The organism is Streptomyces sp. NPDC005496 (assembly GCF_042872045.1).
GTDB lineage: Bacteria > Actinomycetota > Actinomycetes > Streptomycetales > Streptomycetaceae > Streptomyces.
On sequence record NZ_JBIAJQ010000006.1, the window covers coordinates 463,968 to 478,676 of the forward strand.

Genomic DNA, 14,709 nt, shown 5'->3' on the forward strand with positions numbered 1-14,709 from the left:
TTCAGGAGGTCAGGTGGGCCTGGTCGAGGCGGACCTGGCCGTCGGCATTGAGGACGACGCCCTTGAGCTTGCTGCTGTTGACCAGAGGTGACTTCGGCTGGTGGAGGAAGACCCAGTAGTTCCGGTCGAGGAGGCGTCGCTGGACGTCGGAGTAGATCTTCTTGCGTTCGGCCCGGTCTTCCGTGACGCGGCCCTTTTCGAGCAGGCCGTCCAGCTTGGTGTCCTTGATGCCCGACCAGTTGTTGGGCCCGGCACTGGAGAAGTACGGGTCGAAGGAGAGGGAGGGGTCCAGGCGGGGAATGTCGATGACCAGCATGCCGGCGTCGAAGTCGTGCTTGAGGAGGCGCTCGAGCATGGTCTGGAATTCCAGCACGGCGACCTCGACGGTGAAGCCGGCCTTCTTCAGCTGGTTCTGCAGCAGTTCGGCGATGGTGGGGTCCGGTGCCCGACGCCGGGCCAGGAGTGTCACGGCCGCTCCCTTGCCGTTGGTCGCCTGCTCCAGGGCCTCACGCGCCGCGTCGGGGTTGTAGGAGGGGACGGGGAGGCTGCCGTCGTAGAACCAGTCCTGCTTGGTGGCGAAGGACGGTGCGACGTCGAATTCGTCGCCAGCGGCCGCCTTGCCCACGGCCCGCACGTCGACCGCCTGGGCGAAGGCCGCCCTGATCTCGGGATTGTCGAACGGGGGGCGGGTCGTGTTGAGCGACACGTAGTACGCGCGTCGCACACCCTCGTCCTTGATCGAGATGGAGCTGTTCGATTCGAGCTGCCGGTATTCCTCCGGGGGCAGAGCGCGTACCAACTGCACTCCACCGGTGGACAGTTCCGCACGCAGAACCTTCGCCTCGGTGACGAAGCGGTAGATCACCTTGTCCAGCTTGGGCAGTGCGCTGCCGTCGGACGCCTTGGCCCAGTAGTTCTCGTTGCGCTCCGCGGTCAGCTGGACCTTCGAGCGCCACAGTTTGAAGGTGAAGGGCCCCGTGCCCACGGGGTTGCGGTTGAAGTCGCCGCCGTACTTGCCCACCGCCTTCGGGGAGACGATCATGCCGGGTTCGTGTGCCAGGTGGGTCAGCAGCAGCGGGTCAGGGCTCTTGAGAGTGATCTTCACGGTGGACGGTCCGACCGCCTTGACGGATTCGATCTTCGACAGCGCGCCGGCCTTGGTCGACTTCGTGGCCGGGTTCATGACCCGTTCCAGGCTGAAGACGACGGCCTCGGCGTCGAACGGCGTACCGTCGTGGAACTTCACGCCGTCACGCAGGGTGAAGGTGATGGAGCGGTCGTCCTTCTTCCAGCTCTTGGCCAGGGCGGGTTCGAACGAGCCGTCGCGGTCTTGGCGCAGGAGTGTGTCGTAGAAGAGATTGAGCACGTTGCGGTCGGAGGAGATGGCGGCGCTCATCGCCGGGTCGAGGGTCAGGGGTTCGTTGTCGAAGCCCACCGTCAGGGTGCCTCCCGACGAGCCGCCGTCCGATGACCCCGAGGAGTTGCTGCACGCGGCGACCGCGGAGATGGACATGGTCGCGAAGGTCCCCGCCAGCACCGTGCGGCGCGAGAGTGGGTTGGCTGGTAGTTGCATGACGAGTCTTTCCTTTGCGGGGTACGGACAAATGGAGGTGTGGGGGAGGAGGGGACGAATCGTCCTGAGCGTTCAGCGAGGCGGGGAGAGCTCGGGGCGGTGGGCGTCGAGGGCGTCCCGCAGGGCGTCCGCGAGGAGATTGAAGGCCGCGACCGTCAACAGGATCGCGAGGCCGGGGAAGACGCTCAGAGCCCAGCTGGTGTTGAGGTGATCGGTTCCGCTGGCCACCATCGCTCCCCAACTGGGCTGAGGGGACTGGACGCTCAGTCCGAGGAAGCTGAGTGCGGCCTCCGCCATGATCGCCGTCGAGACCTGGAGGGCTGCGAACACCAGCAGCGTGCCGGCGAGATGGGGCAGCAGGTGGCGTCGCAGGATGTGGCGTTCCCGGATGCCTACGATGCGGGCGGCGGACACCCATTCGCGGGTGCGCAGCGACAGGACTTCGCCGCGTACCACCCGGGCGAAGCGGGGTGTCGTCACGATGGCGATGGCGATGAGCGCGTTGACGAGTCCGGGGCCGAGGGCGGCGACGACGGTCAGGGCGAGGACGAGCAGCGGGAAGGCGATCAGGCCGTCGGCGGTACGCATGACCAGGGCGTCGACCCAGCCACCGCGATAGCCGGCGACCAGACCGAGCACCGTTCCCACGACGAGGGCCACCACGACGGTCATGGCGGCGACCTGAAGAGTGACGGCGGCACCGGCCCAGACACGGGCCAGAATGTCGCGGCCCAGTTCATCGGTGCCCAGCCAGTGCCGGGCACTCGGATCGGCCAGGAGGTGCGAGGTGTCGGTGTCACTGATCCAGTCGCCGAGGAAGGGCTTCGTCGCGGCGGCGAGCACGATCAGGACCAGGACGGGGAACGCGAGCAGCGCGCGGCGGTCATGCACGAGTCGCCGCAGGACGGGCCGCCGGGACACGGTCTCGGGAGCGGGGGTAGCGGTAGAGGTAGTCACCGTCGCGCCTCTCAGTACGTGATGCGCGGGTCGAGCCACGCATAGACGATGTCGGCGAAGAGGTTCACCAGCAGGACGAAGACCACGACCATCAGCACGGCTCCCTGTACGACGGGCAGGTCGCGGCTGAAGATCCCGTTGACGATCAGGGTCCCCATGCCGGGTACCGTGAAGACGGTCTCGGTGACGACGGTGGCGCTCATCAGCGCGCCGATCTGCAGGGCCAGGACCGTCACCACGGGGACGATCGCATTGCGCAGCGCGTACACCGTCACGATTCGGCGCCGGGAGAGACCGGTTGCCTCCGCGGTGCGGATGTAGTCCTCGTTGAACGTCGCCAGCAGCGCGGCGCGCGTCTGACGCATGGTCACGGCCACCATCGACAGCCCGATCGTCAGGGCGGGCAGCACCATGTGCTCCAGGTTCGCGCCGGGACTGTCGCTGAAGGGTACGTAACCGGACGGAGGGAGAATCTTGAGCCACAGTCCGAAGACCAGGATCAGGATCGCGGCAAGGTAGAAGTGGGGCGCCGAGAGGGCAAGGACGCTGGCCGAGTTGAGGGCGGCGTCCGTCTTGGTGCGTTTGCGTACGGCGGCGATGACACCGGCCGGGATGCCGAGGACGACGGCCAGCAGAAGGGCGATGATCCCCAATTCCACTGTGGCGGCCAGGCGTTCGCTGATCATGGTTCCGACGGACTCGTCGGTGAGCCATGACCGGCCCAGGTCGCCGCGGAAGAGGCCGGTGAACCAGTCGATGAACTGCCGTGCGACGGGCGCGTCGAGACCGAGGTCGGAGCGCAGCGCGGCGCGGTCCTCGGCACTTGCTTCCTGACCGAGGATCTCCGAGGTGGGATCTCCGGGCATGAGGCGCAGGAGGATGAACAGCACCATCGACACGATGATCACCACTGGTACCAGCTGCATGAGTCTGCGCAGAAGGTATCCGGTCATCGGGCGGCCTCCGTTCCGGGGGAGTGGGTGACGCCGTCACCGTGTCGCCCGGAGCGCGGCAGCAGGCGCAGCCAGGACAGACGATCAGGCGGTGCGAGGTCGTAGGCGTACAGGGCGAGAGCGGCACAGGATTGTGTCGCTGTGGCTACTTCGAGCAATTCGGACTCGTTCAGTGTGTGAAGGGCGGAAAGACTCCAGCCGGCTGTGACCGTTGCTTCCGTGCGGAGGGCCGCCGACACGTCCGCGCGGAGGTCCTTGAGGTTGCCTGCGAGGTTGGTCACGGTCACTCCGCCCGCCGCCGCGGCCAGACCGTTGAAGTCGCCTGCTGCTTTTCCGTCGCAGGCGTAGGGGTTCATGGTGGTGCGGATGGACACCGGCAATTGGGGCGCGGCCGCGGCCGCGGCCCGGACGAGGTCCTGTGTGACGCGGGCGCGTACACGCAGGAGCACGGACAGTGTCTCGCCGCCCAGCGCGGCCACCGCGTCCTCCTGCAGGCGATCGCTCGGCGGGCGGGCATGGGTGAACTGATCTCGCAGGGCTCCTCGCACTCGTGCCGTGAGCTCCGCGGTGTCGATTCCGGCTGCCGTGAAGTGATTACTGCACGCCTGGCACAGGCACAGGGACATCAGCCACCGGTCGACCGGGCGCAGGGCGACCCCGAACTTGTCGTGTGCGCTTTGGTGGGCCCACCCCAGGTAGCCGAAGGCTTCCAGTTCGAGTCCGCTGACCCCGGGCTGGGAGGCCGCGTCGGCGACCAGGTACTGTGCGTGGCGTATGACTTCCGGCTGCGCCGGGCACAGCGCGTGCTGGTAGCGGTGTCCGAAGACGTTGCGCAGGGCCAGGTCAGGGCGGGCGCGTGCCAGTGGGGACTGGTGCAGGCCCACGAGCCAGGCTGTGACCTGTATGCCTGCACGGGTCAAGGCGGAGGTCGCCGTGGTTGCCTGGTCTCCCAGTACCGGGAGCGCCGGCGTGGAACCGGTGCTTCGTCGTACGCCGGCAGGCGTGAACCAGAGGCCCGCCGTGAAGTCCTCGACGCGGCCCGGTTCGCTGGTGCTGAGCAGCCAGCGTCCCCCGTGGTAGGCGTACGCAAGGCGTACCCCGTCGACCCCGTTGCGGGCCAGCGTCTCGGCCTGCACCGAGGCGTCGGCGCGGAAGGAGAGCGGATGGGCGAAGACCTCGACCTTCATGTGGAAGCCCTCTCGGCGTGATCCAGGGCTGCGAGCACTGTGTGCTTCGCTTTCTCTATGTGGGCGTGCATCAGCAGCTCCGCCATCCCGGCGTTTCCACTCTCGACCGCATGGAGGATGGCCGCATGCTCGGCGGCTTCCTCCTGGAACGTCGCGTGTAGCCGCCAGCCGCGAGCAGCGACGACCGCTGTCAAATCCTGGAGCTGGTCCAGGAACAGGTGCAGCCAGGTGTTGGCGCAACCGATGTAAAGCGTTCGGTGGAACCGCCTGTTGGCCAGGCCCAGCCCGGTGACGTCCGCGTCGTCCATCGATGCCGCCGCATCGGCGAGTGCCTGCCGAGCCGAGGGGCGCGCGCCCGCGCCGCGCACGTCGACCGCCATGCGTACAGCGGCGGGTTCCGTGGCAAGCCGGGCCGTATACAGCTGGCGGGCTGTCTCGGCGTCCGAAGAGCGGACGCTTACTCCCTGGAGGGCGTTGACGGAGACGAGCCCTGAGAAGCGCAACTGCTTCAGGGCTTCGCGCACCGGCGTCTTGGACACGCCGAGCATCTCGGCCAGTTCCCGTTCCACCAGTGGTCGGCCGGGAGGCAGTGAGCCTTCCAGGATGGCCTGCCTCAGTGCGTCCCGCACACGGTCGGTGCGCGACGCGGGCCGCCTCAGGGGAGGCAGAAGATCGATCGACGTAGACACCTTTGCCCCCTTTTGTGTGGGCTCGCTCTCTGGCATGCTGACATCGTGGTATACCAGCATGCCAAGCGCAAGACCTTGGTCCGCAGTTCTTTGGACACCTGCCGGAAACGCATCTGTAGTGAGGTTCCGATGACTTCCCAGCCCCTCGTCCCCTCCCAGCGCGCACACGCCGACTCCCCTGACGGGGTCGACCGTGCCGCCGCCGCGGCGGAAAGCGCCGCCCCCGATCTCGCCGCCCTCGGACTACCCGAGCGGGCCCGCCTGCTCCACGGCCTCGCCGACGCCCTGGCCGCCCAGGCCGGCAAGCTGGTCGCGGTCGCACAGCAGGAGACAGGGCTTTCCCACGCACGACTCACCACCGAAGTGCTGCGCACCCAGGTTCAGCTGCGGATGTTCGCCGACATCGCAGAGGAAGGCGCCTATCTCGACGTCATGATCGATCTGCCGGATCCGGCGGCCCTCCCCGCTCCCCGGCCCGACCTGCGCCGCATGCTGGTGCCGCTCGGCCCGGTGGCCGTGTTCTCGGCCTCCAACTTCCCCTTCGCCTTCTCCGTGCTGGGCGGTGACACCGCCAGCGCGCTGACAGCCGGCTGCCCCGTCGTCGTCAAAGCGCATGAAGGGCATCCGCAGCTCTCCTCCCTGACCGCGGAACTGGCCGCCGAGGTCCTGCCCCCCGGAGCGCTCTCAGTCGTCCACGGCCGTGAAGCAGGACGCCGGCTGGTGCAGGACCACCGGATACGGGCAGCCGGTTTCACCGGTTCCACCGCCGGCGGCAGGGCACTCTTCGACCTCGCCTGCGCACGCCCCGATCCCATCCCCTTCTACGGAGAACTCGGCTCCCTGAACCCGGTGGTCGTCACGCCCGCAGCTCTGGCCGAGCGAGGGCCCGAGCTCGCCCGTGAGTACATAGCCTCGGTCACCTTCAGCCAGGGGCAGCTGTGCACCAAGCCCGGCCTGTTGTTCCTGCCCGAGGGGCACGGCCTCACCGAGGTGCTGACGAGTGAGGCGCAGGCGGTGCCCGCGGCACCCATGCTCGGCCAGTGGATCCACGACGGATACCTGGCATCCGTCGACGAGGTCGGACGGCATTCGGCGGTTCGCATCCTCATGCCACTGGCACCCCGGGCGGACGATCAGACCCTGGTGACTCCCACTCTGCTCAGCGTCCACGCCGGGGACCTGCGCGCAGCGCCGGAGCTCCTTCGAGAGTGCTTCGGGCCTGCCTCTCTGATCGTGGAGTACGGCACCGAAGAAGAGCTGTTCCACGCCCTCGCTCTGGTTCCCGGAAGCCTCACCGTCACCGTCCAGGGCCGAGAGGGCCATGACGACCTGCTTGCCCGGCGAGTCATGTCCTCGGTGCCCGCAGGCCGGGTGCTGTGGAACAACTGGCCCACGGGCGTGGCCGTCAGTCCGGCCATGCAGCACGGGGGCCCGTGGCCGGCCACCACCTCGCCGCTCCACACCAGTGTCGGCGGTACGGCCGTTGCCCGGTGGCTGAGGCCCGTCGTCTACCAGAACCTTCCCGACGTGCTGCTTCCCCCTGCTCTTCAGCACGCCAACCCTCTGGACATTCCCCGTCGGCAGACTCCGCGCACCTGACCCACCCACCTCCAGCACGGCTCTGCTCGCGCAGCCGACCACCCGGGGCCGGCGCAGGAGGACCAAGGAGAACGAGACATGCCCATCACCAGGCAACTCACCGCCTCGACCCGGCACCGACCCTCGCCGGCAGACCGGACAGGGGCGCTGCTCCCTCCTCCTGGCTGGCCTCTGGAGGCGGCGGACTTCCAGACCGGCGCGACCTGCGATGCCGCCGCCAAGTCGAGGGCGTTCATACGGCGCCGACTGCAGCGATGGCGCCTGCCCAGTGACGTCACCGAGGCCGGCTGTCTCATCGTCTCGGAACTGACCACCAACGCCCTCCTGCACAGCATGGGTGACCAGATCACCGTGCGAATCCGGGTAGTGGCGCGCGGCGTCTTCATTGAGGTCGGCGACAACGGGATGTGGCGTCCTCCTGAACGACGCGCGGTGGAGGACGACCTCGCCGAATTCGGCCGGGGCCTGTCGCTGGTGGATGCTTGCGCGGTCGCGCACGGTCATCAGAAGACCGCGAGGGGGACACGGGCCTGGGCCGTACTGGCCTGCTGAGGGGGAGCGCGTCGGCGCATCTGGGGCACTCGGCGAGTGCGGCCCGCTCTCGGAGGTTCACCGGGACGGAGAACCTCACCCGGGCAACCGGTTTCCTGATCGACGACACGGCCGTGACCACCGGCTGACGAGGTACCGCGACGCATCGGCTCACCCCTTCCCAAGCCGTCGGCCCGGGTATTCCGCCAGAGGCGCGCCTGGGTCGATGGTGTCTCCGGCGAACCCGCCCGGGCAAGGATCTTCCACCGGCGGACGCTTTGCCCACGCCGTCCTCAAGAGCTTCTGAAGACTCCGGTACGTTGACGTCTGCCGCGCCGAGGGCCTCGGGAGGACCGTCGCTTGTCGGCCCGGCGGGTTGCCAGGGAGAACTCGACGCGGATTCGCGTACCTCCGAGAGGAGATGTCTCGATGCTCATGGAACCACTGCACACACTCGCGGCGCGTCGGGCGATGTCGAGTCCCAGGCCGGTAGAGCCTTCCGCGCTCTGGCCGCGTGTCAGGGCGTCTTCGGGATCACTGATTCCGGGCCCTCCGTCATCGATCAGGAACACCACGGTGTGAGCCGTACGGTGAACACCGATCTCGAAGGGCGTCCCGCCGGGTGTGTGACGGAAGACATTGCCGATCAACGCGTCGGCCACCGCCGCGAGTTCCTCCGCCGGGAGCGCCACCGGTGTCGCCTCACTCGTGATGCTGAGGCCGCACGGCCGTTCTTGGTTGGACGCCAGCACTGACCAGAACTCCGCCCGTGCGGCGATGACCTGGCCGGCCTCACAGGCGGCGACGTCGGCCGCAGCGGGGCCTATGGCACTCAGGGCCAAGGGGGTCCGCGCCGCGGTGATGATGGCATCGAGCTCGGCCTCGAGGCTGGTGATGGCCACGTCGAGGCCGGTCGCGAGCTGTTCGCCGTGCGTGGCAGTGAGCCGATCCGACACCAGGTGGAGAGCCGTGAGCGGGGTACGCAACCGGTGGGAGAGGTCTGCTATGAGTTCGCGCTCCATCGCGATGAGGCCAGTCATCTGGTCCGCCATGGCGTTGAACGCGGTTCCCACCTCCGCGAGCTCCGGGGGGCCGGCCGGCCGCACTCGTACCTCCAGTCGCCCTTCGCCCAGCGTCAGAGCCGCGCGCGAGAGCTCTCGTGACGCCGCGACGACTCGGGTCCCGAGCCGATCCGCCACGAGCAGCGAACCGGCGACGAGGGCCACCGCGAGCGCTCCCAGCACGGTCCAGGACGCGGTGACGCCACGGTCGCGTTCCGCCCGGGGAATGAACGATTCGATGACGGCGGTACGGCCCTCCGGCAGGACGACGGCCTGCAGATAAACAGGCCCGGCGTCGGTGTCGGTGGTGAAGGCCCGGTGTCCAGCGGCTGCCTGTCTCCAGACCTTGGGGGACACCCGGGCCGTGCCCACGAGCGCACCGCCGGGCAGGTGAACGCTGAGCCGGTCGGAGCCGTCCACGCTGGCGGCCGCCTGCGCGACTTGGTCCGGGCTGGTGGTGAGGGTGAGGACGGGGGCAAGGGCCGCAGCGCGTTGCTCGGCGGCGGTGGCGGCCCGGGACCGGGCTTCGCTCTGCACGAGCATGGCAAGAGGGATGAGGAAGGACAGGGCGATCATCGAAGTGACGGCCAGGGCCATGCCGGCCAGTGCCCTTCTCATGCAGGGCTCACCAGCTTGATCCCGACTCCGCGTACGGTGTGCAGGTAGCGGGGCCGGGCGGCGCGCTCGCCCAGCTTGCGTCGCAGAGCCGACACGTGGACGTCGAGTGTCTGGTCCTCGACGTACGCCTGGCGCCAGACATCCGTGAGGATGCGTTGTCGGGAGACAACCCGGCCGGAGTGGCGCGCCAGGTACAGCAGCAGATCGAACTCGCGTCGGGTGAGCGGCACCTGGACTCCGTCCAGATGCGCAGTTCGTGCTCCGGGGTCGATCAGCAGCCCGCCCACTCGCACCGTGTCCGAGGTGGCCTTCGCATAGGCGGTGCCCGGTGCCGCGCGGGATGTCGTCCTGCGCAGAACGGCACCGAGTCGAGCGAGGAGTTCGCCGCCGGAGAAGGGTTTGACGACGTAGTCGTCGGCGCCGGTGTTGAGAAGACGTATCACCTCTGCCTCCTCATCGCGGGCAGTCGCGACCAGGACGGGCACTTGCGATATCCCTCGGATCATCCGCAAGACGTCGATTCCGTCCAGGTCGGGCAGCCCCAGGTCGAGGATGACGATGTCGGGTGACCTCTGTGTCACCTCTCGGAGAGCCTCGAAGCCGTGAGAGGTGCTGCGCACCACGTGACCCTGGCCGCTGAGGAAATCGGTGAGGTGGGTGCGTATCGAGGGATCGTCCTCGACGAGGAGTACGGATGCCATACCGGAGAAGTGTATCCGTGGAGGCCGTTGGGGCAGACAAGTGTGGCGCCACAGCTGGTCAGTTGTGCGGCAGTATGGGTTGATGCACCGTTACCTGCGCAACGTCTCCTTGTGGGGAGCATGCACCGCGTTGAGCGTGACCGGAGTCAGCATCACAGTTCGCTTCGTCGACGATTCGACCCGGCCGAGTCCTCCGATAGCCGTGGACACACCCGGATCACCTTCTCCACGGCAGCCAAGGAAGGTGTCTTCCACTCCGGTCCCGACTCGTTCGACGCCGGCCACGGTCAGACCTCCGGCACGGGCCGCCGAGAGAGCCACGCCCAGTGCTGTCGCCTCTTCCTCCGCCACTCCGGCGAGCGGCACCTGCGCAGGGGGTGTCGGGGGGATTCGGACGGTGCAGACGACAGGCGGGCGCGTGGTGATGCGCTTCGACGGCGATCGCGTGTGCCTGGTCTCTGCCGTTCCGGCCACGGAGTTCACGGTGGACATCAGCCGCTCGCCGCAGCGGCTCGTGGTGACGTTCACGAGCGAGCGGGCGACTGCCGAAGTCGTGGGCCAGGCCCCGGGAAACCAGGTTTCGGTCCGGCAAGAGGCGGGCTGACCGGTGAGGACCGCGTCGGAGAATCGACGGACGTGGGTCCTGATCGCGCTTCTGCCGTACAGTGCCAACAAGTTGATCCAAGCCCTGGAGCCTCAGCTCGTAGCAGGGGAAGGTCCATCAAAGGCTACGGCCGCTCAGTGCTCCGCATAGGAATCGCCGCGATCGCCTTGTCGGGCCATGAAGCGACTCTCCGCTATGACGCGTTCCAGTGCTCTGCGCGCTACGGACGCAGGCAAGCGTTCCATGAGGGAAATGCGTGTGAGTCCGGTGACGCTCAGTTGCAGTGTGCGGAGTGCGCGCAGATCCGCAGGCGAACACCGTTCTGCCGCGGCACCGGGATGAGGGCGCTGAGCCGCCTTCTGCAGAACCAGAAAGATGGCTCCGAGACTGTAGGCATCGACAGCCTGCATGTGCGCAAAGCTCGTGGGAGGGCTGGTCGTCTCATTGGCTGCCGCTTTGTCGCCCAGGGACTGCAAGGATGTGCTGACTCCGTACTCGGCGAACTGCACGTTGTCCTGATCGTCGACGAGTACGCACCATTGGTCCAGCCCGCCATGAGAGAGGCCGGCCGAGTGGAGCGCCTCGAGGTGGGCCGCGATCGTCTTGGCCAGTCGAGCGGCGTGCATTCCACACATGTGCGGCGTGCCGCTGAGCCGGGCCCCCAGGGTGATGGTCCCCTCGCACGGTGTGACTGTCCAGAGGCGGTCGTCCTCGACGAACACATCGAGGAGGGGAGCGACCAAGGCAGCGCCATCCCGAGCCGCACGATCGGTCCGCTCGCGTATCTTTTGGAGGAGAAGCTCCCGGACGGACTGGTCCGCGTCTGCGGGGAGACGGTGTCGCCGGAGGGCAACCTGCCTCTGCTGATGGGTGTCGCAGGCGCGGAGGTCGGCATGGCGAGGGGTCTGGGCCACCGCCTCGATCACGTATCGGCCTGCGGCAAGGACATGCGCGGGGTCCGGCGTTGCTGACATGGTCGTCTCGCTCTCGAACGGTCAGGTGGTCGTAGGGTTCGCACTGCCCACGCGACCTTTCCCCGCAGGCGGAAGGCGCGGGGAGGGCAACGGTCCGTGGTGGTGGGCGGGTTGTGGCACTGCCCGGCCCATGGGGTGGAAGCGAACGCGGCCACCTGGGGATCCGGAGGATCACACGCAGGCGGCCGCGAGTACCGACAGTGGAGCCGGTCAGGAGGTGAGCGGGGGCGCGGTCGCCCTTACCGCCGCGTGCCGAAGTCCTGCGTCCACCAAGGGCCGTTGCGGTCGGCGACGAAGCCGATGCCGATGTCCCGGAAGGTGCAGTTCAGGATGTTGCGACGGTGCCCGGAGCTGTTCATCCACGCGCTCATGACCTGCTGAGGGCTGCGCTGTCCGCGAGCTATGTTCTCTCCCAGCGAGCTGAACTCGTAGCCGACCTTTTTGGCGCGCGTGGAGATCGTCGAGCCGTCGGGACCGGTGTGCGACAGCACGCCAGCGCGGGCCATGACGGACGTGTAGGCCTGTGCCGCACGGCTCAGGGACCGGTTCGGGACCAGAGGCCGACAACCTGCCGCGCGTCGTTCCTGGTTGACGAGCTTCAGGACCTGCTTCTGTGTTTCCGCCACCTTCCCGGCCGGGGTGGCGGGGGAGGGCTTCGGGCGGGGCTTGGCCGCCTTGGAAGGCTTCGGCCGGGGATCCGGCTTCTCGGAAGCCTGTGCCCCACCGGCGCCGATCTTCAGTCCCTCGCGGGACAGGACCTCTGTGACAGGCTGGAAGAATGTGACGCCGCCCCGACGGCAGTTGCCGTTGCCGCCGGAGGTGAGGCCGACGGCTGAGGAACCGGAGAAGAGAGCGCCTCCGCTGTCCCCGGGCTCGGCGCAGACGTTCGTCTGCACGAGCCCCTGGACACGGCCCTGCGGGTAGGTGACGGTGGCGTTCAGCGCCAGCACCGACCCGCCATGCACGCCCGTGGTGCTGCCGCTCCGGGTGACCTTCATGCCCACGAACGCGTCGACGGCCTTGCGTATCGGCTGCTGCTTGCCGTTGTACAGGTCGACGGCGGACGGGTGGGAGGCCGCCGGGTTGTCGTAGCGGATGACGGCGAAGTCGTCGCCGGGGAAGCGGCTTTCGACGGTGGTGCCGATGAGCTTGCGCTGGGATGACGTTCCCTCACTCCAGCGAGCACCGGTGCGCGAGCAGTGGCCGGCAGTGATGAGGAAGGCCTTGTTGCCCTTCGTGGCGTTGAAGCCGGCGGAACAGCGCGCCCCGCCTGACACGATCGCATCCCCGCCACTGACGAACGGCCGGAAAGTGCCTTCGATGCGCTGCACCTTAGTAGTGCCCTTCACGGACTTGAGGATGCCCTTGAGCGCAGTCCACTTCCGCCCCTTCACGGAGGCGTCCACCGTGACCAGGACTTTGTTCGTCCGCGGCTCGATTGCCCAGGCGGTGCCCGGTATGCGGGTCCGACCGAGGGTGGAGGCGGTGCGACGCAGGTCCTTGACCGAGTGAGCAACGGAGCGCGGTACGGCTCCCGCTTCACGGACCGTCTCGGCATCGCCGCCGTCGGTCACGTTGACGACGAGCTCCCGGGTCTTCGGTTTGTAGTAGGCGCCGGCGGCATCCTCCCCCAGTCGCAGCTCCAGCCGTTGGGCCAGGTGCTGCGCCTCGACGCTGTTGAGATGTGCGGGTACCGGCGTGGCATCGGCGTGAGGCTGGACCACCGTGATGGTGCCGAGTGCGGCTGCCGCGACGGCTCCGGCACCGACGATTTTCACGGTGCGGGAGCGACGGCGAGCCCGGAGACCCGATGATGACCTGGGCATGGAAGATCCTGCTCCTTCAAAGCTGAGAGTTGGACAAGTGGGAACGGAGGCAGCACTCACCATCGACCGCCGCAACATGCGAAGCGGAGGGCCGGAAGGCGGGACAAGACACAGCCGTTTCCAGCGCAAGGGGTCGTTCCGGCGGCGTCGATGCCGACGACAGGGTGACGAACAGGCGTCATCTGCCCTCACGACCCGGTGCGGTGGTTCCCTTTACGACACTTAACTCAGGACTGGGCGGCGGCCGGGGGCATGCGTCGCTGCGGGGCTCGGCTCGGGGCTGTGGTACTTCGGCGCCGCCTGCGCCTGGTGATGCCCTCGGCATTGCCGTGAGAGGGGGTGAGCATATGGCTTTCTCCGTTGCGTGTTCCGATCCTGCTGCAGCGCCTCATGCTCTGGTGCGAGTCGTGTGCCGACGTGACCCACAGCCAGATTCATCGCTTGTGTGAGTGAAGTACGGGACTTCATGGAGCAACCGTTCCCGCAAGCTCGATGGGGCTGCGGTCGAACCGTAGCGCGGCACTTCGCTCAAGTGTCCCGGTGAGGGCCCAACTTAAGGTTGCGCTAATACTCCGCTCATTCAGAGCTCAGCCCTGCAAGGCCGCCCAGCCGGACGAGAGCTCAACATGGTCTTGTTGCGCCGGCGGAATCTGGCGGTGCGTCAAATCATTGACTCGTTGTCACGCCTTGCGACTCCCCACCGCATATGCAAGTGTCACCACGGGACTCGGCCTTGCGGGAGAAGGCAAGAATGCGAGCGAGCAGGGCGCACGGGGGCTCGGTTAGTCGCGGCGCCGCTCTACTCTCGTCGAATTCGACTCGAATCCGCGGGATTTGTGCCCGTCTGGTGTCCCGGGAAACTAGAGCCCTCTCAGGAAGAGACGCAATGAATGTATTCGGAGCTTGTCTCGTAGCCGGGTAGCTGCTCGAGAGCCTCGCCGCTCTCCGCGGAGTCCACCCACACTCTCGTATCGCCATTGATGACTTCGAGTCTGCGCCGCCCCGATTCCTTGTCGATGTGCAGGCAGACCTGTGATCGCGCGTCGGTGTAGGAGGGCGCAGAGGTCGTCGGAGAACCCGTCGGTGACTTCGACGGGGTGCGGTGAGGCCGGCTGGTCGAGGGCGTGGGTCGTGCGCTACGAGAAGGGGTGACGGCCTGCGTTGGGGTCCTCGGGGTCACATTGGGCATTGCCGGAGGTGAGGAGGGGATCTGGAGGGGTTCTCGCGGCGGCAACTGCTGCGGGTGGTCCCTCTGGGGCGGCGACGGTGTCCACAGGAGTGTTACCGCGGCCGCCGCCGCGCAGAACCCGAGCAGGACCGCCAGTAGGGGGATTCTCCTGGTGGCCGGACGCCTCGACCTTCCCGGAAGCGAGGCGGAGGTTGGGGAGGCAGGCGTGGCCGAGTAGTCCTGCGTGTTCCGGCCGGCGAGGGCGTCG

The 14,709-nt window shown here is 67.7% G+C and carries 12 protein-coding genes; 3 read left to right on the top strand and 9 right to left on the bottom strand.

What is annotated here, in order from left to right; translation table 11 throughout:
• Position 1: 1 nt before the first annotated feature.
• From ACFYQQ_RS21190 to ACFYQQ_RS21210, 5 genes are all read right to left on the bottom strand, one after another.
• A complete protein-coding gene (locus ACFYQQ_RS21190; RefSeq protein WP_355793446.1) occupies positions 2-1,573 on the bottom strand; it encodes an ABC transporter substrate-binding protein in 1,572 nt (523 codons plus the stop codon).
• 72 nt (positions 1,574-1,645) lie between these two features.
• On the bottom strand, positions 1,646-2,530 hold the full coding sequence (locus ACFYQQ_RS21195; RefSeq protein ID WP_356242619.1) for an ABC transporter permease: 885 nt from the start codon (positions 2,528-2,530) through the stop codon (positions 1,646-1,648).
• An 11-nt stretch (positions 2,531-2,541) separates the two neighbouring features.
• Complete coding sequence (locus tag ACFYQQ_RS21200; RefSeq protein ID WP_355785805.1) at positions 2,542-3,483, bottom strand: ABC transporter permease; 942 nt, start codon at positions 3,481-3,483, stop codon at positions 2,542-2,544.
• Positions 3,480-4,670 carry a hypothetical protein gene (locus ACFYQQ_RS21205; protein WP_355785802.1) on the bottom strand — a complete coding sequence of 397 codons (1,191 nt, stop codon included), beginning with the start codon at positions 4,668-4,670 and terminating at the stop codon, positions 3,480-3,482. Before ACFYQQ_RS21205 ends, ACFYQQ_RS21200 begins: the two co-directional genes overlap by 4 nt.
• Positions 4,667-5,395 carry a GntR family transcriptional regulator gene (locus ACFYQQ_RS21210; protein WP_388904960.1) on the bottom strand — a complete coding sequence of 243 codons (729 nt, stop codon included), beginning with the start codon at positions 5,393-5,395 and terminating at the stop codon, positions 4,667-4,669. The genes ACFYQQ_RS21205 and ACFYQQ_RS21210 overlap by 4 nt, the downstream gene beginning before the upstream one ends.
• Before the next feature lie 93 nt (positions 5,396-5,488).
• Here ACFYQQ_RS21210 and ACFYQQ_RS21215 point away from each other — a divergent pair, with 93 nt between their 5' ends.
• Positions 5,489-6,958, top strand: coding sequence for an aldehyde dehydrogenase (NADP(+)) (locus tag ACFYQQ_RS21215; protein WP_355785796.1), 1,470 nt, complete (start codon positions 5,489-5,491; stop codon positions 6,956-6,958).
• Between the two features lie 78 nt (positions 6,959-7,036).
• Positions 7,037-7,510, top strand: coding sequence for an ATP-binding protein (locus ACFYQQ_RS21220; RefSeq protein WP_355785794.1), 474 nt, complete (start codon positions 7,037-7,039; stop codon positions 7,508-7,510).
• A 272-nt stretch (positions 7,511-7,782) separates the two neighbouring features.
• On the opposite strand, the gene ACFYQQ_RS21225 is transcribed toward ACFYQQ_RS21220, so the two are convergent.
• Positions 7,783-9,168 (bottom strand): ATP-binding protein, encoded by a 1,386-nt coding sequence (locus ACFYQQ_RS21225; RefSeq protein WP_388904961.1) that lies wholly within the window; start codon positions 9,166-9,168, stop codon positions 7,783-7,785.
• Positions 9,165-9,869: a response regulator transcription factor gene (locus ACFYQQ_RS21230; protein WP_388904962.1), complete on the bottom strand. Its 705-nt coding sequence runs from the start codon at positions 9,867-9,869 to the stop codon at positions 9,165-9,167. Before ACFYQQ_RS21230 ends, ACFYQQ_RS21225 begins: the two co-directional genes overlap by 4 nt.
• A gap of 397 nt (positions 9,870-10,266) precedes the next feature.
• Between ACFYQQ_RS21230 and ACFYQQ_RS21235 the strand changes: the two genes are divergently transcribed.
• Positions 10,267-10,473, top strand: coding sequence for a hypothetical protein (locus ACFYQQ_RS21235; RefSeq protein WP_355781386.1), 207 nt, complete (start codon positions 10,267-10,269; stop codon positions 10,471-10,473).
• Between the two features lie 134 nt (positions 10,474-10,607).
• On the opposite strand, the gene ACFYQQ_RS21240 is transcribed toward ACFYQQ_RS21235, so the two are convergent.
• The gene (locus ACFYQQ_RS21240; RefSeq protein ID WP_355781383.1) at positions 10,608-11,195 is read right to left on the bottom strand and encodes a hypothetical protein; all 588 of its coding nucleotides are present in this window, start codon (positions 11,193-11,195) and stop codon (positions 10,608-10,610) included.
• Between the two features lie 491 nt (positions 11,196-11,686).
• Complete coding sequence (locus tag ACFYQQ_RS21245) at positions 11,687-13,336, bottom strand: CAP domain-containing protein (protein ID WP_388904963.1); 1,650 nt, start codon at positions 13,334-13,336, stop codon at positions 11,687-11,689.
• Positions 13,337-14,709: the final 1,373 nt, after the last annotated feature.